Source organism: Streptomyces sp. ADI95-16 (genome assembly GCF_003721495.1).
GTDB classification, from domain to species: domain Bacteria; phylum Actinomycetota; class Actinomycetes; order Streptomycetales; family Streptomycetaceae; genus Streptomyces; species Streptomyces goshikiensis.
On record NZ_CP033581.1, the window covers coordinates 3,714,643 to 3,738,334 of the forward strand.

Annotated in this window: 20 protein-coding genes; 8 read left to right on the top strand and 12 right to left on the bottom strand. The window is 72.3% G+C overall.

Annotated features, from left to right (window positions below; all coding sequences use genetic code 11):
• The first annotated feature begins 54 nt into the window (after positions 1 to 54).
• Positions 55 to 888: a helix-turn-helix transcriptional regulator gene (locus EES41_RS16215; RefSeq protein WP_123082506.1), complete on the top strand. Its 834-nt coding sequence runs from the start codon at positions 55 to 57 to the stop codon at positions 886 to 888.
• Entirely contained in the window at positions 885 to 1,127 is a 243-nt protein-coding gene (locus tag EES41_RS16220; RefSeq protein WP_123079099.1) for a DUF397 domain-containing protein, read from the top strand. The genes EES41_RS16215 and EES41_RS16220 overlap by 4 nt, the downstream gene beginning before the upstream one ends.
• Here the strand turns inward: EES41_RS16220 and EES41_RS16225 are convergent.
• Positions 1,124 to 1,459, bottom strand: a complete 336-nt coding sequence (locus EES41_RS16225) for a hypothetical protein (RefSeq protein ID WP_008740696.1) — start codon at positions 1,457 to 1,459, stop codon at positions 1,124 to 1,126. The genes EES41_RS16220 and EES41_RS16225 overlap by 4 nt on opposite strands.
• A gap of 78 nt (positions 1,460 to 1,537) precedes the next feature.
• Entirely contained in the window at positions 1,538 to 2,332 is a 795-nt protein-coding gene (locus tag EES41_RS16230) for a DUF4239 domain-containing protein (protein ID WP_123079101.1), read from the bottom strand.
• Here EES41_RS16230 and EES41_RS41440 point away from each other — a divergent pair.
• Positions 2,331 to 2,489 carry a hypothetical protein gene (locus EES41_RS41440; protein ID WP_164495857.1) on the top strand — a complete coding sequence of 53 codons (159 nt, stop codon included), beginning with the start codon at positions 2,331 to 2,333 and terminating at the stop codon, positions 2,487 to 2,489. The genes EES41_RS16230 and EES41_RS41440 overlap by 2 nt on opposite strands.
• 6 nt (positions 2,490 to 2,495) lie before the next feature.
• Here EES41_RS41440 and EES41_RS16235 read toward each other — a convergent pair whose 3' ends face one another.
• Positions 2,496 to 2,789 (bottom strand): hypothetical protein, encoded by a 294-nt coding sequence (locus tag EES41_RS16235; RefSeq protein WP_123079103.1) that lies wholly within the window; start codon positions 2,787 to 2,789, stop codon positions 2,496 to 2,498.
• A gap of 77 nt (positions 2,790 to 2,866) precedes the next feature.
• Positions 2,867 to 4,426 carry an APC family permease gene (locus tag EES41_RS16240; RefSeq protein WP_123079105.1) on the bottom strand — a complete coding sequence of 520 codons (1,560 nt, stop codon included), beginning with the start codon at positions 4,424 to 4,426 and terminating at the stop codon, positions 2,867 to 2,869.
• A gap of 309 nt (positions 4,427 to 4,735) precedes the next feature.
• On the opposite strand from EES41_RS16240, the gene EES41_RS16245 reads away from it, so the two are divergent.
• Positions 4,736 to 5,350 carry a hypothetical protein gene (locus EES41_RS16245; protein ID WP_123079107.1) on the top strand — a complete coding sequence of 205 codons (615 nt, stop codon included), beginning with the start codon at positions 4,736 to 4,738 and terminating at the stop codon, positions 5,348 to 5,350.
• A 195-nt stretch (positions 5,351 to 5,545) separates the two neighbouring features.
• Here EES41_RS16245 and EES41_RS16250 read toward each other — a convergent pair whose 3' ends face one another.
• The 6 genes from EES41_RS16250 to EES41_RS16280 all read right to left on the bottom strand — a co-directional run bounded on the left by EES41_RS16250 (position 5,546) and on the right by EES41_RS16280 (position 13,454).
• The gene (locus EES41_RS16250) at positions 5,546 to 7,054 is read right to left on the bottom strand and encodes an aldehyde dehydrogenase family protein (protein WP_123079109.1); all 1,509 of its coding nucleotides are present in this window, start codon (positions 7,052 to 7,054) and stop codon (positions 5,546 to 5,548) included.
• Positions 7,051 to 8,790, bottom strand: coding sequence for an amidohydrolase family protein (locus tag EES41_RS16255; protein WP_123079111.1), 1,740 nt, complete (start codon positions 8,788 to 8,790; stop codon positions 7,051 to 7,053). The genes EES41_RS16250 and EES41_RS16255 overlap by 4 nt, the downstream gene beginning before the upstream one ends.
• A gap of 500 nt (positions 8,791 to 9,290) precedes the next feature.
• Entirely contained in the window at positions 9,291 to 10,412 is a 1,122-nt protein-coding gene (locus EES41_RS16265; protein ID WP_123079115.1) for an LLM class flavin-dependent oxidoreductase, read from the bottom strand.
• A 109-nt stretch (positions 10,413 to 10,521) separates the two neighbouring features.
• The gene (locus EES41_RS16270) at positions 10,522 to 11,310 is read right to left on the bottom strand and encodes an SDR family NAD(P)-dependent oxidoreductase (protein WP_123079117.1); all 789 of its coding nucleotides are present in this window, start codon (positions 11,308 to 11,310) and stop codon (positions 10,522 to 10,524) included.
• Positions 11,311 to 11,327: 17 nt separating this feature from the next.
• Positions 11,328 to 12,275: an LLM class F420-dependent oxidoreductase gene (locus tag EES41_RS16275; protein WP_174261693.1), complete on the bottom strand. Its 948-nt coding sequence runs from the start codon at positions 12,273 to 12,275 to the stop codon at positions 11,328 to 11,330.
• 369 nt (positions 12,276 to 12,644) lie between these two features.
• Positions 12,645 to 13,454, bottom strand: coding sequence for a L,D-transpeptidase family protein (locus tag EES41_RS16280; RefSeq protein WP_164495858.1), 810 nt, complete (start codon positions 13,452 to 13,454; stop codon positions 12,645 to 12,647).
• Between the two features lie 2,038 nt (positions 13,455 to 15,492).
• Between EES41_RS16280 and EES41_RS16285 the strand changes: the two genes are divergently transcribed.
• Positions 15,493 to 15,960: an NUDIX hydrolase gene (locus EES41_RS16285; protein WP_123079119.1), complete on the top strand. Its 468-nt coding sequence runs from the start codon at positions 15,493 to 15,495 to the stop codon at positions 15,958 to 15,960.
• A 595-nt stretch (positions 15,961 to 16,555) separates the two neighbouring features.
• On the opposite strand, the gene EES41_RS16290 is transcribed toward EES41_RS16285, so the two are convergent.
• On the bottom strand, positions 16,556 to 17,440 hold the full coding sequence (locus EES41_RS16290; protein ID WP_254211469.1) for a serine protease: 885 nt from the start codon (positions 17,438 to 17,440) through the stop codon (positions 16,556 to 16,558).
• Positions 17,441 to 17,623: 183 nt separating this feature from the next.
• Here EES41_RS16290 and EES41_RS16295 point away from each other — a divergent pair, with 183 nt between their 5' ends.
• Complete coding sequence (locus EES41_RS16295; RefSeq protein WP_254211470.1) at positions 17,624 to 18,763, top strand: alpha/beta fold hydrolase; 1,140 nt, start codon at positions 17,624 to 17,626, stop codon at positions 18,761 to 18,763.
• Positions 18,764 to 18,769: 6 nt separating this feature from the next.
• Here the strand turns inward: EES41_RS16295 and EES41_RS16300 are convergent, their stop codons facing one another.
• Complete coding sequence (locus EES41_RS16300; RefSeq protein ID WP_123079123.1) at positions 18,770 to 20,008, bottom strand: amidohydrolase family protein; 1,239 nt, start codon at positions 20,006 to 20,008, stop codon at positions 18,770 to 18,772.
• 132 nt (positions 20,009 to 20,140) lie between these two features.
• Between EES41_RS16300 and EES41_RS16305 the strand changes: the two genes are divergently transcribed.
• Together EES41_RS16305 and EES41_RS16310 are read left to right on the top strand one after the other, a co-directional pair.
• Complete coding sequence (locus EES41_RS16305; RefSeq protein WP_123079125.1) at positions 20,141 to 23,158, top strand: BTAD domain-containing putative transcriptional regulator; 3,018 nt, start codon at positions 20,141 to 20,143, stop codon at positions 23,156 to 23,158.
• A gap of 198 nt (positions 23,159 to 23,356) precedes the next feature.
• A complete protein-coding gene (locus EES41_RS16310) occupies positions 23,357 to 23,605 on the top strand; it encodes a hypothetical protein (protein WP_073774966.1) in 249 nt (82 codons plus the stop codon).
• Positions 23,606 to 23,692 lie beyond the last annotated feature (87 nt).

Below are 23,692 nucleotides of genomic sequence, written 5' to 3' on the forward strand. Positions count from 1 at the left end.
GGACAGGCGGAGTCACTGTCCGTGAGAATTTCCGCCGGGGAGGTGACCGCCATGATGAGCGACGACGACAGCGGCGACGGCGAGGTCAGGCCCGATGAGAATCTCCGGAATTTCGGGGAGACCGTCAAGGCATTCCGTAAACGGGCCGGGATCACGCAGGAACAACTCGCGCCGCTGGTCCGGTACTCAGTGCAGTACGTGGGATCGATCGAGCAGGGCAGACGACATCCGTCGACGAAGTTCGTCCATCGGGCGGAGGAGGCGCTCGACGCGTTCGGCGTGATCCACATCGCGGCGAGGGACCTGAACCGGCGCCGGGGCATCGCTTCCTGGTTCCGCAGGTGGGCGGAGCTGGAGGACTGCGCGATCGCGCTCTGCACATACGAGTGCCGGTCGATCCCTGGCCTGCTGCAACCGGAGTCATACGCACGGGCCCAGATCGCGAACGTCCCTCCGCTGGCCACGACGGAGGAGACCGAGGCTCGCGTCGCGGCCCGCCTGGACCGGCAGAAGCTGCTCCATCGCATCCCGTACATCGTTTTCAGCTTCATCATCGAGCAGAACCTGCTGGAGCGGCAGACCGGCGGCGTGGAGGTTACCCGTGAGCTGATCGACCATCTGCTGGAGTGCGCGAAGCTGCCGAACGTCGACATCCAGATCATGCCGACGATCCAGCCCATCCACGCGGGCGCCGACGGCCCCTTTCAGCTCCTCGAAACCGATGAGCACGAGTGGAAGGGCTACAGCGAAGGACAGCAGACAGGACTCGTGCTCACTGACCCACGAGACATCAGCCTCCTCCAGCAGCGGTATGCCAAACTTCGCATCCAGGCACTCAACCCCGCTGACAGCGTGGGCCTGTTGATGCGAATGCGAGGAAGACTGTGAACGACTCCCGGCTCCGGTGGTTCAAGAGCAGTTACAGCGGTAGCCAGGGAGACAGCTGCGTCGAGGTGGCTCTCTCCTGGCACAAGTCGACGTACAGCAGCGGCGACGGAGACGACTGCGTCGAGGTCGCCTCATGCGCCGACACCGTCCACGTCCGTGACTCCAAGCTCACCGCGAGCCCCGAGCTGGCCGTCCGGCCCGGCTCCTGGACCGCGTTCCTGAGCGGCGTCACCCGCTAGGGCGGCGGAACCGGCCCCGGGGAGGTCGCACCGGGCGCCGGACGCCAAAAGCGCCCGTCGGGCAGAGCCTGACGGGCGCCGAGGAAGTAGTCCACATCGCGCTGGAACACGAGACCCGGGACGGCCCGGCACAGGTGGGGCCAGATGCTCGGCCCCACGTGGTACTCGCCGGCCACCATCCAGGGATCGTCGCCCAGCACGAACAGGTGCCGGATCTCCAGGAACTGGTCCCGGTCCAGAGAGAGGGACTGCGCTATCTCCTCGTCCGCGCCGAAGCCGGTCAGGTCCCAGACGAGGTTGTACCCGTCGGCGAATGGATAGTCGCTGCTCACGGCCTCAAGCTAGGCCGCGCCCGCCCGCACCCGCACCTGCTTTTCGATCAGCGGTTCCGGGCGGTTCACGGAAACCGGCTACGACGCCGGCCAGAACTGGGCCAGCGCCGCCTCCTTGTACGGGGCCGGGGTGACGCTCAGTTCGCCCGCGAAGGGACGGTCCAGCACCATCACCAGCAGCAGGCTGAAGCCGATCAGCCCGGCCACCGCCGACACGAACAGCAGCTGCATCCGCAGGCTCCGCAGCCCGAACAGGAACGTCAGCGGAAGGATCACCAGCGCGCCCCCGTACACCAGCACCTGCAACAGCCCGGGCAGGGACGTTTCGGCCATCATGATGCGGGCCCGGCGCTGCGCCGCGACGTCGTTGAGGTGCGTGGCGGCCTCCTGGTAGAAGGTCTCGCTGCGCGCGCCGACGGGTTCGTACGCCTGGAGGGCGGTGTACATGGCGTGTGTCTGCCGGGCGGTCGCCTCGTAGCTCGGCTCGCCCTCGCGCATCAGCGGCCACTGGACCTCGACGACGGCGTGGGCGTAGTCCCCCACGGCCCGTTCGACGCGGGCGCGGTCGGCGGGCGGGAACGCCTCGGAGCTGCGCACGACGAGGGCCAGGTCGGTGGCCTCGGTGGCCACGACGGTCTGGGTGTCCTCCAGCTGCGTCCACAGGGTGACGACGACGAACGCGAGGATGATTCCGTAGATCGCGCCGAACATGCCGAGGGCGACGCCGACCATCTCGTTGTGCTCGCCGCCCGCGAGGTGCGGGAAGCGGCGGCGGGCGGCGAGGCTGCCGAGGACGGCGAGGGCGACGAAGCCGCCGACGAGGACGAGGCCGAGCGTGGAGGTACTGAGGTGGTTGAGCAGCCAGAGGGTCATGCGCTGTTCAACGACCTCCACGGCCGGAGGGCCCGCCCGGTCGATCATCCGTGACGCGACGACCCCGGCCGACGAAGGCCTCGACGTCGGCAGGGACAGCGGCGAACCGTACATCGGCCTCGAACGCGAGGCCGGGGCCACGCCGGCCCGCGAGTAGCGGCCGCTAGACGGCCTTCGGGGCGTGGGGGAGCCCGGAGCGGAGGGCCGGGCCGGCGCCCGTGAGGGAGGAGCCCGTGGCCTGCGCGGCGGAGCCGACGGCCGTCGAGGCCGTGCCCACGGCGGTCTTGGTGTCGTGGATGGCGGAGCCGGGGTGGTCGACGATGTCGCCGACGCGCGCGGTGATCGGGGGCCCCTCGACGGCGGGTTCACCGGCGGCGTGCGCGGCGACGGGGGTCAGGGCGAGGGCGGCGCCACCGGACAGGACCAGGGCGGCGAGGCCGCGCTTGATGGGATTCATGCCCGGCCCAACGACCCGCCCACCCCGGGGGTCACCGGGGGAACGGCGCCGGCCCCGGATCGGGGGACGGCGGGGGGTCAGTCCTCGACCACCAGGGCCGGGGTGGACTTCGTCAGGACCTGGCCGCGGAAGAAGGCGGGGCTGCGGCGCTCGGTGACGAACATGATCACCAGGCCGAGGGCCAGCAGGCCGACGCCGATCACGAAGACGCTGCCGACGCCGAGGACGGTGGAGCCGGAGCCGTACGACGGATTCCACATGTCGATGAGGGTCTTGAAGAAGACGGTGGCCAGCAGCAGTCCGCCCAGCACCGGGAAGACGCCCTTGAAGAACAGGTCGCGGGCGGAGCGGCGCAGCTCGCCGCGGAAGTACCAGGCGCAGGCGAAGGCCGTCAGCGAGTAGTAGAAGCAGATCATCAGGCCGAGCGCGAAGATCGTGTCGGTGAGGACGTTCTCGCTGACCAGGGTCATCACGGTGTAGAAGACGCCGGTGGCGACGCCCGCCATGACGGTGGCGCGGCCGGGCGTCTTGAAGCGCGGGTGGACCTTGGCGTAGGAGGACGGCAGCGCCTCGTACGTGGACATGGCGAGCACCGTGCAGGCGACCGGGATGAAGGTGGTCTGGAGCGACGCGGTCGCGGAGGCCAGGACGGCGACGAAGAGCAGGATGCCGAGCAGCGGGCCCATGACGGGGCCGGCGAGGGCGGCGAAGACGTTGTCGGAGGTCTCCGGGTTGCCGAGGCCGAGGCCGCTGGTGCCGGAGCCGACGGCCATCTGCGCGGCGACGCCGGTGGCCAGGTACGAGCCGACCAGGACGACCATCGCGATGAGCGAGGCGCGGCCGGGGGTCTTGGCGGAGCCGGTGGTCTCCTCGTTGGTGGCGAGGCAGGCGTCCCAGCCCCAGTACATGAAGATCGAGAGCGAGAGTCCGGCGGTGAAGGCCGCCATGGACTCGACCGCGAAGGGGTTCATCCACTGCCAGGAGAAGTCCAGGCCGGTGTCGAAGCTGCCGGCCGAGGCCTTCTGGAAGGCCATCGCGACGAAGAGGCCGAGGACGGCGAGCTGGAGGCCGACCAGCGCGTACTGGACGCCCTTGGTGGCGGTCATGCCGCGGTAGCTGATGGCGGTGGCGGCGGCGATCAGGGTGAGGCAGGTGGCGATGTGGACGAGCTTGTCGTCGTCCAGGGCGGAGATCGAGGGGTTGTTCGTGATCTCGCCGGCCAGCAGCCAGAAGTAGGAGGTGGCGACGCCCGCCAGGTTGGAGAGGACGATGATCGTGGCGATCACCAGGCCCCAGCCGCACATCCAGCCGACCCTGGGGCCGAAGGCCTTGACGGTCCAGGTGAAGGAGGTCCCGCAGTCCGGCACGGCCTTGTTGAGCTCGCGGTAGGCGAAGGCGACCAGGAGCATCGGGAGGAACCCGGCGAGGAAGACGGCCGGCATCTGGAGTCCGACCTCGCCGGCGGTGGAGCCGAGGGTCGAGGTCAGGCAGTAGACGGGGGCGACGGTGGAGATGCCGATGACCGCGCTGCCCACCAGGCCGACGGACCCTTTGCCGAGGCCCTTGCCGCGGACGTCGCCCTCGGCCACGCCGCTTACCGTGTCTCCGACCTGAGGCCGGACGTCCAGCTGAGTCATGGGTATGGACGGTAGACGGTGCGGTTTCCATATCCGGACGGTTTTAGTCCGAATCGTGACACGGCCAAGCGCCTTGAATCTTGAGGCCGAGACGGTTCACACGCGCCTAATGCAAGGTTCGCTTCGGGATCCAGCCGCGATTCGAGAGGCGCCGGACAAGCGGTTCCATTATGCGGAAACCGCACGCATGTCCGTTTTGGGCGTTTCCAAACTTTCCCGCGCCAATTTTTGACGATCTTGCCGCGGGCATGACGATCACCTTAGAGTCACGGCCGTTCAAGGTCGTTTACATGGGGGATCACCATTCATATGCGCATCAAACCGCTCCTCGTCACCACCGCCACGCTCCTCGTCCTCACCGCCTGCGGAAGCGGGGACAGCGGGGTCGGCAGCATCGGCGGCAACCTGGCCGACGGCGGCGCGGGCATGGGCGGGTCCGCGCCCAAGAAGGGCACCGGGTTCAAGGGACTGCCCAAGGCGGGCTCCATGGCCGGGGCCGCCCGGATCGTCAACACGGTGACCCCGTGTCCCCAGGTCAGGTCCACCCGCTCGGAGTACGCGGACGACCCGAGCCGCGACCCGGACGCCAAGTACGGCAAGTCCTTCTCCGTCACCGAGCGCGGCTACTGCGGCAGCCGGGACCGGAACGTCATCTTCTTGATCAAGGACGCGAAGGTGTTCCAGGCCGCCTACAAGGCCGAGGTCGACGCCGGCGAGGGCGGCGGGAACGTCAACAGCGGGCCCGTCATCGGGCAGGACTTCGCCGCCGGATCCGAGAGCGACGACACCATGGGCGCCCTGGTCTCCCCGCAGACCGGGCTCCTCATCCTCAACTGCCACCCGAAGTTCAACCCTCCGAGCGGCTACCGCAAGGAGCCGGCCCTGGTGAAGGGCTGCGTCCTGACCGACTACTACGAGGACTGAGCCCGGCTGAGCCCGGGCTGAGGCCCGGCTGAGCCCGGCTGAGGCGCGGCTGAGCCCGGCTGAGGCGCGGCTGAGCCCGGCTGAGGCGCGGCTGAGCCCGGCTGAGGCGCGGCTGAGCCCGGCTGAGGCCCGGCCGCCCGTGGGGCCTCGGGCCGGGGCGGTCCGCCTCGGCCCGGCCCCACGGGCGGTCCGGCCTCAGCCCGGCCAGACGATCGACTGGAGCTCGCTGTAGGCGTGCAGCGCGTACGAGCCCACGTCCCGGCCGACCCCCGACCGCTTGAAGCCGCCGAACGGCGCCTCCATGTTCCGCCCGATGGTGTTGATCCCGACCCCGCCCGCCCGCAGCCGCCGCGCCACCCGGAAGGCGCGCGCCGAGTCCCCGGACCAGACGTAGCTCAGCAGGCCGAAATCGCTGTCGTTGGCGAGGGCCACCGCCTCGTCCTCGCCGCCGTCCGCCCCGGCGCCCTCGAAGGGGACCACCACCACGACCGGGCCGAAGATCTCCTCCCGGACCACCCGCATCTCGTTCGTACAGTCCACGAGGAGCGTCGGGGCGACGTAGAACCCCTTGCCCGCCTCCCCCACCACCGGGCGCTCGCCGCCGTACGCGATCCGCGCGCCCTCCTTCCGCCCCAGCTCCACGTACGACTCCACGCGGTCCCGGTGCGCCGCCGAGATCACCGGGCCGACCACCGTGCCGCGCACGGCCGGGTCCCCGACCTTCATGAAGGCCAGGTAGCCCGTCAGCTTCTCCACCAGCCGCTCGTAGACCGTCCGGTGGACGATCACCCGGGTCGGGGCGGTGCAGATCTGGCCGCTGTAGAAGGAGAAGGTGGTCCCGATCCCCAGCACCGCCGCGTCCAGGTCCGCGTCCTCGAAGACGATCGCCGCGCCCTTGCCGCCCAGCTCCATCAGCTGCCGCTTCATGGTCCGGCCGCAGACCTCGGCGATGCGCTGGCCGACGCCCGTGGAGCCGGTGAAGGACACCATGTCCACGTACGGGGAGGCCACGGCCGCCTCGCCCACCTCGACCGAGGTGCCGGAGACCACGTTCACCACGCCCGCCGGGACCCCCGCCTCGTGCAGCGCCTGCGCCATCCGGAACACCGACAGCGGGTCCTGCGGGGCCGGCTTGACCACCACCGTGTTGCCCATGGCCAGCGCCGGGGCCACCTTGCCCGCCGGGTTCGCCCACGGGTTGTTGTACGAGGTGACGCAGGTGACGACACCGACCGGCTGGCGCACCTCCAGCGCGCCCAGGATGCTCGCCCTCCCCATCGGGCCGGCCTCGGTGACCTGCGGCGCGAGGCCCCGCTCCACCGGCTCCAGGGCGCCCCTGGCGTAGCGCCGGAACCGGGAGACCCCGACGCCGACCTGCATCCCGCGGGCGATGCCCGGCGGCGCGCCCGTCTCGGCCTCGGCGAGGGCGGCCCACGGCTCGAACTCGCGCTGCATGACGTCGGCCGCCCGGTCCAGGATCGCGGCCCGCGCCTCGGGACTCGTACGGGACCAGCCCTCGAACGCCCCGGCGGCGGCCCGGGCGGCCTCCGCCACCTGATCGCGGGAGGCCTCGGGGGCCAGGCCCACCACCGATTCGTCGGCCGGGTTGACCACCTCGTAGTGCCCTGCGGCGGGCTCCACCCACTCCCCGCCGATGTACAGCCGCTGCGGTCGCTGCGGTCGTTGCTGTTCCCGCGCGGTCATCGGGTGCTCACCGTCCTCGTGTCGCGGCCCGAGCGGAGCACGATCCCGGGGACCGCGCCGGTCACCTCGTCGTCGCGGATGGTCTCCACGCCGTTGACGCGTACGGAGACGATGCCGATCGCCCGCGCGTCGAGCCGGGGGCTGTCCCCGGGGAGGTCGTGCACGAGCGTCGCCGGGCCGGCCTCGATCCGCTCCGGGTCGAAGAGCACCAGGTCCGCGTGGAACCCCTCGGCGATCCGGCCGCGCTCGCGCAGGCCGAACAGCCGCGCCGGATCGTCCGTGAGCATCCGTACCGCCTGCTCCAGCGGCACCAGCTTGCGGCCGCGCAGACAGTCCCCGAGGAAGCGGGTCGTGTACGGGGCGCCGCACATGCGGTCCAGGTGCGCGCCGGCGTCGGAGCCGCCGAGCATGACGTCCTCGTGCTGCCAGGTCTCGGCGCGCAGGGCCCAGCTGGCGGGGTCGTTGTCGGTCGGCATCGGCCACAGGACGGTGCGCAGGTCGTCGTTGGCGCAGATCTCGACGAGGCAGTGGAAGGCGTCCTGGCCGCGTTCGGCGGCGATGTCGTTCACGACGCGGCCGGAGAGGCCCTCGTTCTCCTTGCTGTACGTGTCACCGATGACGTAGCGCCCGAAGTTGGCGAGGCGGCGGAACACCCCGGCCTCCTTGCTGTCGGCGCGGCGCAGCATCTCGGCCCGTGTGGCGGGGTCGCGGAGCTTCTCGATCCGCTCGGGCACGGGCAGGGCCAGGACCTCGCCCCAGCCGGGGATCAGGTTGAGCGCGCAGAACGTGCCGAGGGACATGTTCATGGGGGTCAGGATCGGCATGGTCAGCGCGACGATCCGGCCGCCGGCCGCGCGGGCGCGCTCGCTCGGTATCAGCTGGCGCGGGACGCGTTCGGGGACGGAGGCGTCGATGGTGAGGACGTTCCAGTTCAGGGGGCGCCCGGCGGCCGCGCTCATCTCGACGAACAGGTCGATCTCCTCGTCGGAGAACTGGTCGAGGCAGCCGGCGACGATCGCCTCCAGCTGGGTGCCCTCGTGTTCGCCGACGGCCTTCGACAGGGCGAGGAGTTCGGCGGGCCGGGCGTGGCGGGAGGCGACGGGGGCGCCGGCGCCGTCGGAGTGGGTGGCCGACTGGGTGGTGGACAGGCCCCAGGCGCCGGCGTTCATGGCGTCGTGGAACAGGTCGAGCATCGAGTGGAGCTGCTCGGGGGTCGGCTGCCCGCCGATGGCGTCCTCGCCCATCACGTGGCGGCGCAGCGCGCAGTGGCCGACCATGAAACCGGCGTTGACGGCGATCCGGCCGTCGAGGGCGTCGAGGTACTCCCCGAAGGTGGACCAGGACCAGTCGACGCCTTCCTCCAGGGCCTTGAGGGCCATGCCCTCGACCTTGCTCATCATGCGGCGGGTGTAGTCGGCGTCCTCGGGGCGGGCCGGGTTGAGGGGCGCGAGGGTGAACCCGCAGTTGCCGCCGGCGACGGTGGTGACGCCGTGGTTCATGGAGGGGGTGGCGTACGGGTCCCAGAACAGCTGGGCGTCGTAGTGGGTGTGGGGGTCGACGAACCCGGGGGTCAGGACGAGACCGGTGGCGTCCTCGACGGTCCGCGCGCCCTCGGTGACGGTGCCGGGCCCGGCGATGACGGCGATCCGCCCGTCCCGGATCCCGACGTCGGCGACGTACCCGGCCGCGCCGGTCCCGTCCACGACGGTGGCTCCCTTGATCAGGTGGTCGAGCATGACGTCCCTTCCTCCTCCGCTACCGTTCCGCTACCGCTGTTCCTCACGGCACCCCCACCCCCGCCGGGGCAAATTCAGCCTCGCCGGCGCCCCTGCGCTGCCCGAGCCATCCGGTCCCGCCGGGGCAACTTCAGCCTCGCCGGCGTTTGAGGCGCGGGTCCGGGCGGAGCCCGGTGCCCGGCGGAGCCGGGTTGCCTGGGGGGCCGGTGCGGCGCCGCTGTTGGGGGCCAGCCCCCAAACCCCCGCGCCTCAAACGCCGGCGAGGCTGAGGGGGGCGCCGGCACGGCTGGGGGTGTCGGCACGGCTGAAGGGGCCAGCCAGGCCAAGGGTGGTCCGGCCGGAGGCACCGGCAGGCCGCTGCCCGCGCCTCCGGCCGGACCGGGTGCGGCGGTCCGGGAAACCGCCGCCCCCGCTGTACCGGGCCGGGGCCCGGGAACGCGCCGGCCCCGTGGCCCCGGCCAGGGCCTCGGTGGCGCGGGGTGGGCTCCCGCTGACGCCGGTCAGGCGTTCTGGCGGAAGCGGGTGGTGCGGTGCACCGGGTCCGTGTCGATCTCCGGGATGACGTGCTCCCCGATCAGCTTGATCGTCGTCATCGTGTCCTCGTACGAGACCCCCGTCGGCAGGCCGAAGGACAGCTGGTCCGCGCCCGCCTGCTCCCACCGCTTGCACTGGGCCTTGACTTCGGACGGGTCGCCGCAGATCAGCAGCTCCTCGGCGATGAGGAGTTCGATGATCTCCGCGTTGTACTCCGGCAGGGTCTCCGGCCACTGCGGGATCGCCTCCGGCCGCGGGAACGTGTCGTGGTAGCGGAAGACCAGCGACTGGAAGCGGTTCATGTTCGCGTTGACCGCGATCTCGACCGCCTTGTCGTGCGTCTCCGCGCAGATCGCCGTCGAGGTGACCATGACGTTGTCGTTGACGAACGCCCCGATCGCCTTGGCCTCCTGGATGGCCGTCTTGTACTGCTCCAGCACCCACTCCATGTCGGAGACCTTCTGGACGCTGAACCCCAGGACCCCGAGGCCCTTCTTCGCCGCCATCGCGTACGAGGAGGGCGACCCGGCGGCGTACCACATGGCCGGGTGGGCCTTGCCGTACGGCTTGGGGAAGATCTTCCGCGGCGGGAGCGACCAGTGCTTGCCCTGGAACCCCTCGTACTCCTCCTGGAGGAACATCTTGGGGAACTCCGCGATGGTCTCCTCCCAGATCTCCTTGGTGTGGTTCATGTCCGTGATGCCGGGCATGAAGCCGAGGATCTCGTGGCTGCCGGCGCCGCGCCCGGTGCCGAACTCGAAGCGCCCCCGGGAGAGGTGGTCGAGCATGGTGACCTTCTCGGCCACCTTCACCGGGTGGTTGACGGGGGCGAGCGGGTTGAAGATGCCGGAGCCGAGGTGGATGCGCTCGGTGGCGTGGGCGAGGTAGGCGAGGAACACCTCGTTCGCCGACAGGTGCGAGTACTCCTCCAGGAAGTGGTGCTCGGAGGCCCAGGCGTACTTGAAGCCGGACTTGTCGGCCTGGATGACGTACTCGGTCTCCTCGACCAGCGCCTTGTGCTCTGCCTCGGGGTCGACCTTGGACCGCGCCTCAGGCACGTATCCCTGCACGAAGAGCCCGAATTCCAAGGGGTTCACCGTCCTTAAGTTTCTGACGTGTCGTCAGATTTGATGCCCCGACTGTTCCACCGCCGGGGCGGGAGCGTCAATACCTGACGCCTCATCAGATGTGGTCGGGTCAGAGGATGCTGACGCCCGCCATCCAGCCGCCGTCGATCACGAACGGCTGCCCCGTGATGTACGAGGAGTCCTCGCTGGTCAGGAACAGGGCGAGGCGGGCCATCTCCTCCGGCCGCCCGACCCGGCCCATCGGCACCACCCGCCGGTAGAGCTCCGCCATGGCGTCCCGGGACTCGGCGGTCGGCCCGGCCGGGTCCAGCAGCCCCGGATTGGCCATCGGGGTGTCGACGGCGCCGGGGCACATCGCGTTGACCCGGATGTTCTTCGCGGCCAGCTCCAGCGCGGCGACCCGGGTCAGCCCGAGGATCGCCGCCTTGGTGGCCGCGTACGCGCCGACGTACGCCATGCCCGTGAGCCCCGTGTAGGAGGAGGTGTTGACGATCGTGCCGCCGCCCGCCGCCTCGATCTCGGGCGCGACGGCCTTGATGCCGAGGAAGGCGCCGACCTGGTTGACCTGCACGACCTGCTGGAACTCCGCCAGCGGCGTCGCGGTCAGCTCGTTGAAGCGGAGGATGCCGGCGTTGTTGACCAGGCCGTCGACCGACCCCCCGAACGCCTCCTTCGCGGTGGCGACGGCGGCGGCCCAGTCCTCCTCGCGGCTCACGTCCAGCCGTACGTACCGGGCGCGGTCCTCCCCGATGTCCTTGGCGACGGCGGCGCCCTGCTCGTCCAGTACGTCGCCGAGCAGCACCCTGGCGCCCTCGGCGGCGAAGAGCCGGGCCTCCTGCTCGCCCTGGCCGCGCGCCGCACCGGTGATGACGACGACGCGCCCGTCCAGCTTGCCCATGCCCCTGCCCCCTGCTCCTAGTCGTTGAGAAGCGGGGCGACCCCGTCCCCGAAAGCGGTGATCTGGTCGGTGAGTTCGGCGCGGTCGCGGCTGCGGAAGCGGACCTGGATCTGGTCCACGCCGAGCGCCTTGTACGCGCGCAGGGACTCGGCGAGCGCCTCCGCCTTCCCGGTGAGGGCCCGGCGGCCGGTGTCCCAGCCGGGCTCGCCCACGTAGAGCGGCTCGGTGATGGCCCCGATCTCGATGGGGGAGGTGACCCCGGCGGCCTGCCGCAGCTCCCTGATACGGGCGACCTGGGCCGGGATCCGCTCGCGCGGGTCGCCCTGCGGGAGCCAGCCGTCGCCGCGCACGGCGGCCCGGCGCACGGCGGCGGGCGAGGAGCCTCCGACCCAGACGGGGATCCGCGGCTGGGCGGGGCGGGGCAGCTGGCCGAGGTCGCGGAACGCGAACAGCTCGCCCTCGAACTCCGGGTACTCCTCGGGCCCGAGGGCGGCGCGCAGCGCGTCGAGGGTCTCGTCGAGGAGGGCGCCGCGGCGGGCGAAGTCGACGCCGAGGACCTCGAACTCCTCCTGGACGTGCCCGGCGCCGACGCCGAGGATCAGGCGGCCGCCGCTGAGGTGGTCGAGGGTGGCGTACTGCTTGGCGCTGATCAGCGGGTGGCGCAGGCCGACGATCGCGACGTGGCTCAGCAGCCGGACGCGCTCGGTGATCCCGGCGAGGAAGGAGAGGGTGGCGACCGGGTCGTACCAGACGGTGCTCATGGGGCCGGCGAGGCGGCGCGGGATGGCCACGTGGTCGCAGGTGGCCAGGTATCCGAACCCGGCCCGGTCGGCGGCCCTGGCCACCCCGGCGAGGTCGGCGGCGGTGGCCGTCGCCTCCCAGGGCTCGGCGTAGATGGTGCTCTGCGACTGGATCGGGAGCTGCATCCCGTACTCCAGCCGGCCTTCCGCAAACACGCGCGCCATGCCGTCCCCGCCCCGCTTCCGCCGTCGCCGGTGCCGTCGCCTGCGTCTGCCGATGCGTCCCATCGGCTCCGGGGGCCATCGTCGTAGCTGACGGTCCGTCAGGCAAGGGGTCCGGCAGACCGCACTGCGGGAACGCCTGGACGACGGGCCGGACCGGCGCCGCCTCGCCCGCGAGGATCCTCGTCCTGGACCTGCCACCGCGCCGGCCCCGGGCCCACGGCCCCCGGCCCCGGGCCCTCGCGCGCGCCGGGAACCCCGGGCGGCGGCCCACGGCCGGTACGCGGCGTTGCCCGCCCCGGACCGGCCCGAGGGGGCGGTCATCGCCACCGCGCCCCCGGAGCAATGGGGACCTCGCCCCCGGAACCCCGGTCAGAAGCCGGCCGGGCCCATCGCGATGACCGGGTGGGCCGCCGGGTCCAGGGACTGCAGGAGGGTCTTCATGGCCTCCTTCGGAATGCCGACGCAGCCCTGCGAGGGGCCGTCGTGGTCGACGTGGAGCCAGATGTTGCCACCCTTGTCCTCGCCGTCCGGCTGCCTCGGGTCGAGCGGGGACACCCCGCGCTCACGGTTGAAGTCGATCGCGACGACATAGTCGAAGGCACCGGCCAGGGACTCGCCGTTCACGCCCTGCCCCGAGGGGACGAAGAGGCGGCTGCGGTCGTACGGGAACTTCGTACCGGGCGGCTTCGGCAGCAGGCCGCCCGCGTCGGTCAGGGAGAACACGCCCATCGGGGTCGTCAGGTCCCCCTGCGTGCGCTCGGCGGGCGGGGACCAGCCGTGGGCCCCGTTGCGGGCCGGCCAGCTCGCGTCCGGGGCCCAGTCGGCGCCCGGCCCGGGCCGGCTGTACAGGGTCACGGTGGACTCCGAGGAGTCCTCCGCCTTTCCGGTGACCAGGACCAGCTGGCGGGCGTTCCCCGGGATCCTGGCCAGGGTCTCGTCACTGACGCCGGTCAGGCCCTGGGAGGGGTCCCGCGCAGTGCGGCCGGCCGCGCGGTCGGCCGCAGCCACCGACGCCGCGGCCGCCGTCGGGCGGTCGTCGAGCGCGCGGGCGCCGCGCGCACCGTCCGGCTGGTCGTGCGGGGCGTTGACCCAGGCCGCCGTGGCGGCCAGCAGGCCGAGCGCGGCCGCGACGGCGACGCGCTTCGACGTACGGGAGCGGGCTCGGACGTGCTGGCTCATTGTTCCGACCGTACACAGCGGATCCCCACTTCCCCGGTGGGCGCGAACTCCCGGGTGTCGCGGAACCCCGAATCGACCGACGCGAAGCCCCACGCGGATCACCGCCGAGCCGGGCGCCGGGCGGATGGCCGGGCGCCGGGGCGCGGGCCGGGCGCCGGGCAGGTCATCGCCGGGGCGGGCGCCGGGGCGCGGGCCGGGCGCCGGGGCGCGGGCCGGGCGGCGGGGCGGGCGGGCGGGCGGCGGGCGGCGGGCTCGGGGAAGCGGACGCGGACGCGGACCATCAGGCCGCCGCCCGGCGTCGGGGGGTTCGCCTCGGCCCGCAGCCTCACGCCGTGCGCCCGTGCGCCCGTGCGCCCGTGCGATCGACGCCACGATCGACAGGCCCAGCCCGGCACCCTCACCCACGGCGTGCTGCCGCTCGACGCGCCGCCGGAACGGCTCCCTCGCCCTTGGGACGACGGCCACGGCCCTCTACGCCCACACGGGCGATCTCCCCCAGGTGGTCCCCTCTGGCCCCTCACCGGAGGCTTCGCCTCCACCCCCGCGACCGGCACCCTGGCCGGCCTCTACCCGTCCACCCGAGCCACCGGCCTCTCCCCGACACTGGCGCAACAGGCGGGCAGGGGCGGGGACGGAGGGCGGGAAGGGACATGACGGGCGGGGCGGGAGTGTGCGGGGTCCACCGGACCGGAATCGGACAGTGCTGGGGGCTTCCCGCCAGTCTCACTGTCCTTCCGTGTCGGTCCGGCCTGTCAAGGGCGCTCACTGCGTTCGCGTCGCTTCGCGATGGCCTTCGGCCACCCTTGACAGCCCGGCCCGCCCCGGAATGCCAAAGACTGTCGGGAACCCCCCAAAGAGACGGTCAGGGGGGAGCGAGACCACCGAGCCATCGCGAGACGCCTGGACGGGGCCCTGGCTTGGCGGAAACGCCGCCCTTCGGGCGGACCGTTCCGAACCTGCACCACACGGCATTCCAGAGCGGCCAAGGCAGCGGTCAGGCGCATCAGATCGCTACCCGCCTACCTCTCGGCTCAGCGGCTACAGACCGGCCGTGGCTGGACACAAGCCGCCCACGGCCCCGGCATGCTCCTCGCCCCACGCGACTGCGGCCCGCCCGTGGTTGAACACAAGCCGCCCACCCTCGCCGCGCACTTCTCACCCCACGCGGCTGCGACCCGTCTGCGGCTGGACATAAGCCGCCCACGGCCCCGGCATGCTCCTCACCTCACGCGGCTGCGGCCCGTCTGTGGCTGGAGACAAGCCGCCCACGCTCGCCATACGCGTCTCGCCTCGCGCGGCTGCGGCTTGTCTGTGGCTTCTTGTAGCCAGAAGACGAAGAGATCAGCCTGGATTGCTGTCAGGGCGACCAGACAGCCCACACCCGCCCACCAAACCACCTCAATCCGGACAGGATTGGGGTGGTTTGGGGGTCCCATGGGCTTCAACCTGCATGAAATGACGCATCCGGCCGCCTCAGGCCACACCACCCGACTACCTGTGGCCGCCGGCCGGTCTGCGCTGTGTTCCGAGCGTGGGCGGCTTGTGTCCAGCCACAGACGGGCGGCAGCCGCCAAGCCGAGAGGCAGGCGGGTAGCGATCGTGGGCGGCCTATGTCCAACCACAGACGGGCCGCAGCCGCTGAGCCGAGAGGCAGGCGGGTAGCGATCTGGGGCGCCTGACCGCTGCCTTGGTTGATCTGGACACCGTGTGGTGCAGGTTCGGAAGGGTTCCGCCCGGAGGGCGGCGTTTCCGCTATGCACGGGTCCCGGTCGGGCGTTTCGCGATGGCTCGGTGGTCTCGCTCCCCCCTGACCGTTTCTTTGGGGGGTTCCCGGCAGGCTTATTGGCGTTCCGGGGCGGGCCGGGCTGTCAAGGGTGGCCGAAGGCCATCGCGAAGCGACGCGAACGCAGTGAGCGCCCTTGACAGGGCGGACCGAACCGGAAGGACAGTGAGACTGGCGGGAAGTCCCCAGCACTGTCCGATCCCGGTCCGGGAAACTGCCGCCCGGCTACCCCGGCCGGCGTCGTACGCTGCGGTGATGCGACCGAAATTCCTGCGCCCGCGTTCCCGGACTCCCCGTCAGGCGGCGCGACTTGTCGTGCTGTCGCCCAGTGGGGCCGTGTTCCTGTTCCGGGAGAACAACATCGAGGTCGGCGTGCACTGGCTGCCTCCGGGCGGGGGGATCGATCCTGGGGAGAGCCCCGAGCAGTGCGTGCGGCGGGAGCTGTGGGAGGAGACCGGGTGGACCGATCTCGCCCCGCAGCGGCTGCTGTGCACCTGGGAGCACGACTTCACCCACCAGGGCATTCCCGTCCGCCAGCACGAGCACATCTACGTCACCAGCGGCCCCGAGCGTGACCCCGTGCCGGAGTCGCCGGACGCGCACTGGCGGTGGCTCTCCCCCGAGGCGCTCGCCGGGCTCGGCGAGCCGATATGGCCGCCTCGGCTCGCCGATCTGCTCGCCGGGCCCCCGGTGGAGCCGGTGCACCTGGGGCTCGTGACGTAGCCCGCCGGCCGTCAGTGGCGGGCGGCTGGCACCCGGCGTCAGACGGCCGTCAGTGGCTAGCGTAAGGCCGCCCGGCGGGGTCAGGCCCCGGCGGCGTAGGCGGCCGTCAGTGGCTGACGCCCGGCCCCCGGCATCAAGTGGTTGGCGTTGGGTGGTCGGCATCTGGCCACCCGGCATCACCGTCAGCGGCTGACGCCCGTCGACCGTCAGTGGGCGGCCTGCGCCCGCAGGTCAGCGTCAGGCTGCGGCAGCAGCCGCCCCCGGCCGGCGCTTGTCAGCCAGCGCCCTCCGGCGGGCGCCAGGCGTCAGCAGATGACATCAAGCGCCAGTCGGCCGGCGTCGAACGGCAGGCATCAGGCGACAGGCTTCAGGCACCGAGCCTCAGACGGGCGGCACCCGGCGTCTGTCACCCGGCGCCCCTACGGCAGGCGTCAGGCTGCGGCAGCAGGCGCGCGCCGGGCGGCGCTTGTCAGCCGGCGCGCCTTCGGCGGCGTCAGGCTCAGCAGTCAAGCTCCACATCAAGTGCCCGCCGGCTGGCATCAGGTGGCCGCCGGGCGTGCAGCGGGCGGCGCTGAAGCCCGGCGGCGGGCGGGCGTCAGTGGCGGGGGGCCGATGCGGCCTTCGTGTACAGGTCGGCCGCGTACGGGCCCAGTACCGTGCTGGTGGAGACGTCGTCGGTGTCGCCGCCCGTGAGGATGCCGATGATTTTGCCGTCGCGGGCTATCCAGGCGCTGCCGCTGGTGCCGCCCGGGAAGTCCGCGCAGTCGAAGCGCTGTTCCTTCGTCCCCTGGCGGACCGCGACGGCCGTGCAGGTACGGGGGACCTTGCGGTCGGCGGGGTAGCCCGTCACCGTGACCTCCTCGCCCGCGCGGCCCGAGGTGTCCAGGTCCGCCCCGCCGGTGAGGTCCTCTATGTTGCGGCCCGAGGCGTCGGGGGCGAGGCGGGCGAAGGCGAGGTCGTAGTCCTCGTCGCCGCCGGAGGACCAGCGGGAGTCCTCGTAGACCTCCTCCAGCTTCCACGTACCGAACGGCGCCTTCCCGTTCGCGTATGCGGGTGCGAAGACGGCTCCGCCGACGCCCGAGGTCCCGGAGAGCAGGCAGTGCCCGGCGGTGACGATCAGGTTGCGCCCGGGGCTGCGTACGACGGTGGCCGTGCAGAAGTGGTCACCCTCCAGGCCGCCCGCGAACAGCGCGCCGGTGAAGGTGGCGGCGACTCCCGGGGCGGGCGAGCCCGGGCCTGGGGAGGCCCCCGGGGAGGCCGCCGGGGAGGTGCTCGGCGTGCCTGCGAGTTGGGGTTGTTTCGGTGATTGCGATGGCGAAGACGCCGTGGGGGTGGGCGTACCCTTCGGGCCGGTCTTCGGCTGGGCCGTCACCCGGCTCTCCGCCGGTGGCACCACCTTCGTCATGGCCGCCGACGCCCCCAGCGCCGCCGCCACGCACAACACCGCGGTCACCACGGTCCGCTTGTCCACCACAGACACCCCTCCACCTTTGCTCTGGCGAAGCATGCCCCGGCGGCACTTCCGCCGCAAGGCTCAGTCAGGCCAGAGCGGGCGCCGGCCGCCGGACACCCCCCATCTCACCCTTCACGCACGGGCGTTGACAGACCGAGACCCCGGCTCGACAATAAACCGCATACACCGGACACAGTTTTAGGGGAGACCATGCTCGGGACCGTCCTCACCACCGCCGCCACCGTCGCGGGCGCCCTCGCCGTCCCCGGTGCCGGGCTGTTCGGGCACCGGGCGCTGCGCCGGTCGGGGAACGCGGCCCTGATGCGGATCGACTCCCCCGACGGCATCGACGAGCAGGGCTTCGTCCGGATCGGCGGCATCGAGCAGTGGGTTTCGGTGCGCGGCGAGGACCGGTCCAACCCGGTCGTCGTGGAGGTGCACGGCGGGCCCGGCGCCACCAACTCCCCTTACGGGATACGCACCCGCTCCTGGGAGCGGCACTTCACGATCGTCCGCTGGGACATGCGCGGCGCGGGCAAGACCTTCGGCCGGGGCGGCCCCGAGGGGCAGGGCGAGACCACCTTCGAGCGGCTCTACGAGGACGCCCTGGAGGTCACCCACCACGCGTGCGAGCGGCTGGGCGTGGCGCGGGTCGTGCTGCTCGCCAACTCCTTCGGCACCACCTTCGGGCTGCGCCTGGCCCGCGACCACCCCGAGCTGTACTCGGCGTACGTCGGCACCGACCAGAACGTCCACGACGGCGGCCGCGACACCGGCGGTCACCGGGCGCTGCTGGAGCGGCTGCGCGCGGCGGGCCGGACGAAGGACGCCGCGGTGGTGGCGGCTATGGGTCCCGACCGGCGCCGCTGGACGGCGAGGCAGCGGGCGGCGTACGACAAGCTCTGCACGGCGAGCGACCCGCTGACCCTGGACACGCTCAAGAAGGTGGTCCTGGGGTCGATGTGGCTATCGCCGCTGCACTCGCTGCGGGACCTGCGGGACTTCTTCCGCGGTCAGTCCTTCTCCGAGCGGATCACCCCGGGGACCGCCGGGTTCGACGACTGGGCCGACGGCACGGTTTTCGAGGTGCCGTTCTTCCTCTTCCAGGGCGACAGTGACGTGATCACCCCGACGGAGCGCGCCCGGGCGTTCTTCGACGACGTGGAGGCCCCGGTCAAGGGGTTCGCGCTGATCGAGGAGGCCAGCCACTGGGCGGCCCTGCGCCACCCGGAGGTGTTCCTGGACCTCCTCCTGACCCGCGTCCTCCCGGTGATCACGTCCCCGGCCGCGACCCCGGCCGTGACCCTGACCCCGGCCCCCGCCTCCTCCGGCCCCGGCGACCCGGCGTAGGGGCCGTCACACCCCGGCCGCTCGCTGCGCCCCCGCCCACAGGCCTTCCGGGGTCAGTCCCAGCAGGTCGATGGCGTTGCCGCGGACGATGCGGTCGACGACGTCCGGCGGGAGGTGGGCCATCTGGGCCTCGCCGACCTCGCGGGACTTCGGCCAGGTCGAGTCGGAGTGCGGGTAGTCCGTCTCGTAGAGGACGTTCCCGACGCCGATCGCGTCCAGGTTCCGCAGTCCGAAGGCGTCGTCGAAGAAGCAGCCGAAGACGTGCTCGGCGAAGAGTTCCGACGGCGGGCGCAGCACCTTGTCCGCGACGCCGCCCCAGCCGCGGTTCTCCTCCCAGACCACGTTCGCCCGTTCCAGGATGTACGGGATCCAGCCGATCTGGCCCTCCGCGTACATGATCCTCAGGTTCGGGAAGCGCTCGAACTTGCCGCTCATCAGCCAGTCGACCATCGAGAAGCAGCAGTTGGCGAAGGTGATGGTGGAGCCGACGGCCGGCGGGGCGTCCGCCGAGGTGGACGGCATGCGCGAGGAGGAGCCGATGTGCATGGCGATGACCGTGCCGGTCTCGTCGCAGGCCCGCAGGAAGGGGTCCCACTCGTCCGTGTGGACGGACGGGAGGCCCAGGTGCGGGGGTATCTCGGAGAAGGCCACCGCGCGCACGCCGCGGGCCGCGTTGCGGCGGACCTCGGCGGCCGCGAGGCCGGCGTCCCAGAGCGGGATCAGGGTGAGCGGGATCAGCCGGCCCGCCGCGTCGGGGCCGCACCATTCCTCGACCATCCAGTCGTTGTAGGCCCGTACGCCGAGCAGTCCCAGCTCGCGGTCCCGGGCCTCGGTGAAGGTCTGGCCGCAAAAGCGCGGGAAGGTCGGGAAGCAGAGCGCCGACTGGACGTGGTTGACGTCCATGTCCGCGAGGCGCTCGGGAACCGAGAAGGACCCGGGGCGCATCTGCTCGTACGTGATGACCTCCAGCTTGATCTCGTCGCGGTCGTACCCGACCGCGGTGTCCAGCCGGGTGAGCGGCCGGTGCAGGTCCTCGTAGACCCACCAGTCGCCGATCGGTCCGTCGTCGCCCTTGGCCCCCATCACGGGGGCGAACTTGCCGCCGAGGAAGGTCATTTCCTTCAAGGGGGCGCGGACGACGCGGGGTCCGGTGTCCCGGTATCTGGACGGGAGCCGGTCCCGCCAGACGTGGGGCGGTTCCACCGTGTGGTCATCCACCGAGATGATCTTCGGGAAGGTCTCCATGTGGTCTACGGTAGCGCCGATCTGACGAACCGTCAGCTAGTTGGGAAGGGATCGCTCCGCCACGGGCTGACGGGTACGCGCAAGACAGGGCAGACTGACCCTTACACCGACGGAAGGCAGGGGGGACGACAGATGGACGGCATACCGGCCATCCCGCACCAGCGGAACCACCCCGAGGCAGCCCCCCAGGCAGTAGAGGCGGCACAGGCCGTACGCGCGGACACCCCCCAACCGGCCGCGGCCGCCGAACTCGCCCCCGGCGGCGCCCGGTTCGCCGTCCTCGGACCCATCCGGGCCTGGCGCGGCCGCGAGGCCCTGCCCTCCGGCAGCCCCCAGCAGCGCGCCCTGCTCGCCGTGCTCCTGCTCCGCAACGGCCGGACCGCCACCGCGCCCGAGCTCATCGACGCGATCTGGGGCGAGGACCCGCCCCAGCAGGCCCTCGCCACCATCCGCACCTACGCGTCCCGGCTGCGCAAGGTCCTCGACCCCGGGCTGCTCGTCAGCGAGTCCGGCGGGTACGCCATCCGGCTGCGCCACATGGAGGCCCTCGACCTCGGCGTCGCCCGCGCCCTGGCCGCCGACGCCGAGAAGGCCCGCGCCGCCGGGGACCGCGCCCTCGCCCGCACCCTCCTCGCCCGCACCCTGGACCTCTGGGACGGCGAACCCCTCGCCGGAGTCCCCGGCCCGCACGCCGAGACCGAGCGGACCCGGCTCGCCGAATGGCGCGTCCAGCTGCTGGAGACCCGCCTGGACCTCGACCTGGAGGTCGGCCACCACGCCGAGGCCGTCTCCGAGCTCACCGCGCTGACCGCCGCCCACCCGCTGCGCGAACGGCTGCGCGAGCTGCTGATGCTCGCCCTCTACCGCAGCGGACGCCAGGCCGAGGCCCTCGCCGTCTACGCCGACACCCGCCGGCTCCTCGCCGAGGAACTCGGCGTCGACCCGCGCCCCGAGCTCTCCGCCCTCCAGCAGCGCATCCTGCGCGCCGACGCCGAACTCGCCCGCGCCGAAGACCCCGCACCGGCCGCGGCCGCCGTCCACGTGAGGCCCGCCCAATTGCCCGCCACAGTGCCGGACTTCACAGGACGCACCCCGTTCGTCAGCGAGCTCGGCGCGATCCTGTCGGGCGCCGAGGGCCAGGTCATGGCCGTCTCCGCGCTCGCCGGCATCGGCGGCGTCGGCAAGACCACCCTCGCCGTGCACGTCGCGCACGCCGCCCGCCCGCACTTCCCCGACGGCCAGCTCTACGTGGACCTCCAGGGCACCGAGCCGCGCCCCGCCGAACCCGAGGCCGTCCTCGGCTCCTTCCTGCGGGCCCTCGGCACCCCCGACACCGCGATCCCCGACTCCCCCGCCGAACGCGCCGCGCTCTACCGCTCCGCCCTCGACGGCCGCCGCGTCCTGGTCCTGCTCGACAACGCCCGCGACGCCGCCCAGGTACGGCCGCTGCTGCCGGGCACCGCGGGCTGCGCCGCCCTCGTCACCAGCCGGGTCCGCATGTCGGGCCTCGCCGGGGCCCATCTCGTCGACCTCGACGTGATGAGCCCCGAGGAGGCCCTGCAGCTGTTCACCCGGATCGTCGGGACCGAGCGCGTCGCCGCCGAACGCCAAGCCGCCCTCGACGTCGTCGGCGCCTGCGGGTTCCTGCCGCTCGCCATCCGCATCGCCGCCTCCCGGCTCGCCGCCCGCCGCACCTGGACCGTCTCCGTCCTGGCCGCCAAGCTCGCCGACGAACGCCGCCGCCTGGACGAGCTCCAGTCCGGCGACCTCGCCGTCAAGGCCACCTTCGAACTCGGCTACGGCCAGCTGGAACCCTCCCAGCAGCGCGCGTTCCGCCTCCTCGGCCTCGCCGACGGCCCCGACATCTCCCTCGCCGCCGCGGCCGCCGTACTGGACCGGCCCGAACACGACACCGAGGACCTCCTGGAGGCCCTCGTCGACTGCTCCCTCATCGAATCCGCCGCGCCGGGCCGTTACCGCTTCCACGACCTCGTACGCCTCTACGCCCGCGCCTGCGCCGAACGCGACGAGCAGCCGCCCAGCGAGCGCGACACCGCCCTGTCCCGGCTGCTGGACTTCTACCTGGCCACCGCCTCCCGGGTGTACGCGCTGGAGCGCCCCGGCGACCGTACGGTGGACCACCTGCCGCCCACCGACCGCGCCGGGCTGGTCTTCGCCGGCCGCCCCGCCGCGCTCGACTGGCTCTACGGCGAGGCCGACTGCCTCCTCGCCTGCGTCCAGCAGTCCGTGGGCCGGGGGCAGCTCGACCGCTCCGTCGGCCTGCTGATGGCCGCCAAGGACCTCGCCGAGTCCGGGGCCAGTTCCCGCATGTACGAGAACGCGGCCGTCATGGTCCGCGACGCCGCCCGCTCCCTGGGCAACGCCCGCGCCGAGGGCCGGGCCCGCACCACGCTGGCGCAGGCCCAGATCACGGCCGGCCGCTTCGACGCCGCCGCCACCGAGGCCAATACCGCCATGGAGCTCGGCCGGCTCGCCGAGGACCCCTGGACCAGCGGGAACGCCCCCAACGAGCGGGGCATCATCGCGATCTACCGCAAGGAGCACTCCGCCGGCGAGGAGGCCCTGAGCCAGGCCCGGGAGGCCTTCCGCGCCGACGGGAACCGCCCAGGCGAGGCCAGCGCCCTGTGCAACCTGTCGCGGATCCACCTCGCCCAGGACCGCACGGGCAGCGCCGTGGAGCTGGCCCGGCAGGGCATCGAGATATACGCCGAACTCGGCCTGGAACTGCGGCTCGCCAACGGCCGGTACGCGCTGGGTCTGGCGCTGAGCCAGGCCGGTCGCTTCCTGGAGGCGCTGGCCGAGTTCACCCAGGCGCTGGAGATCTTCCGCGACAACCGCCAGCCCCTGTGGGAGGGCGTGACACACTTCCGGCTGGCCGAGGTGCACCTGGCCGCCGGCCGGGCCACCCTGGCCGCCTCGCACGCGGAACAGGCCATCGCGCTGCGCGGCATCGGCGGGGTGTGGCGGCGCGGTACCGTCCTCCAGGTCCTCGGCAAGGCGCTGACGGTGCTGGGGCAGCCGGACCGGGCGAGCGCCTGCTGGCGCGAGGCGCTGGCGATCTACGAGGGGCTGGGGTCGCCGGAGGCGTCCGAGGTCAGGATGCTGCTGGCGCTCGCCGCGGCCTCGTGAACGCGCGCGTTCATCATTCGTTTATCGCCGGCCGTCATTCTGTAGTTGTCGATCCGCGCAGACGGCGGGTGGACGGCCCGACACAACAGGAGGGCACCTCCCAGGTGCCGAATCCGCGAAGATCCGTCCGGCGGCCCTCGGGGGAGTCGCCGGGCGGGTCCTCCCGGACGACGAACCACATACTTCCAGGAGTGCGCCATGACTGACGCGACCACGCCGCAGACGCCGAAGGACCCGTCCAAGCCGCTCGACAGCCACGCCTCGGGCGCGGAGGCCGTCGTGGACATCCAGACCATGGACAGCCACGCGTCGAGCGAGCCGATCGACCTTCCGCTCCCGCCGGCGAAGCCGCCGGTCAAGCCGGTCGGGCCGCAGGACAGCCACGCGTCCGGCGAGCCGCTCCAGGCCATGGACAGCCACGCCTCCAGCGAGCCGTTCAAGCCGTAACCGGCCGGGTCCGGGCTCCGGCCGCGGGCCACCAGAACCAACGGGGGAAGCGCCTCGGGTCCTACGGGGGGAACCGATAGGGATCAG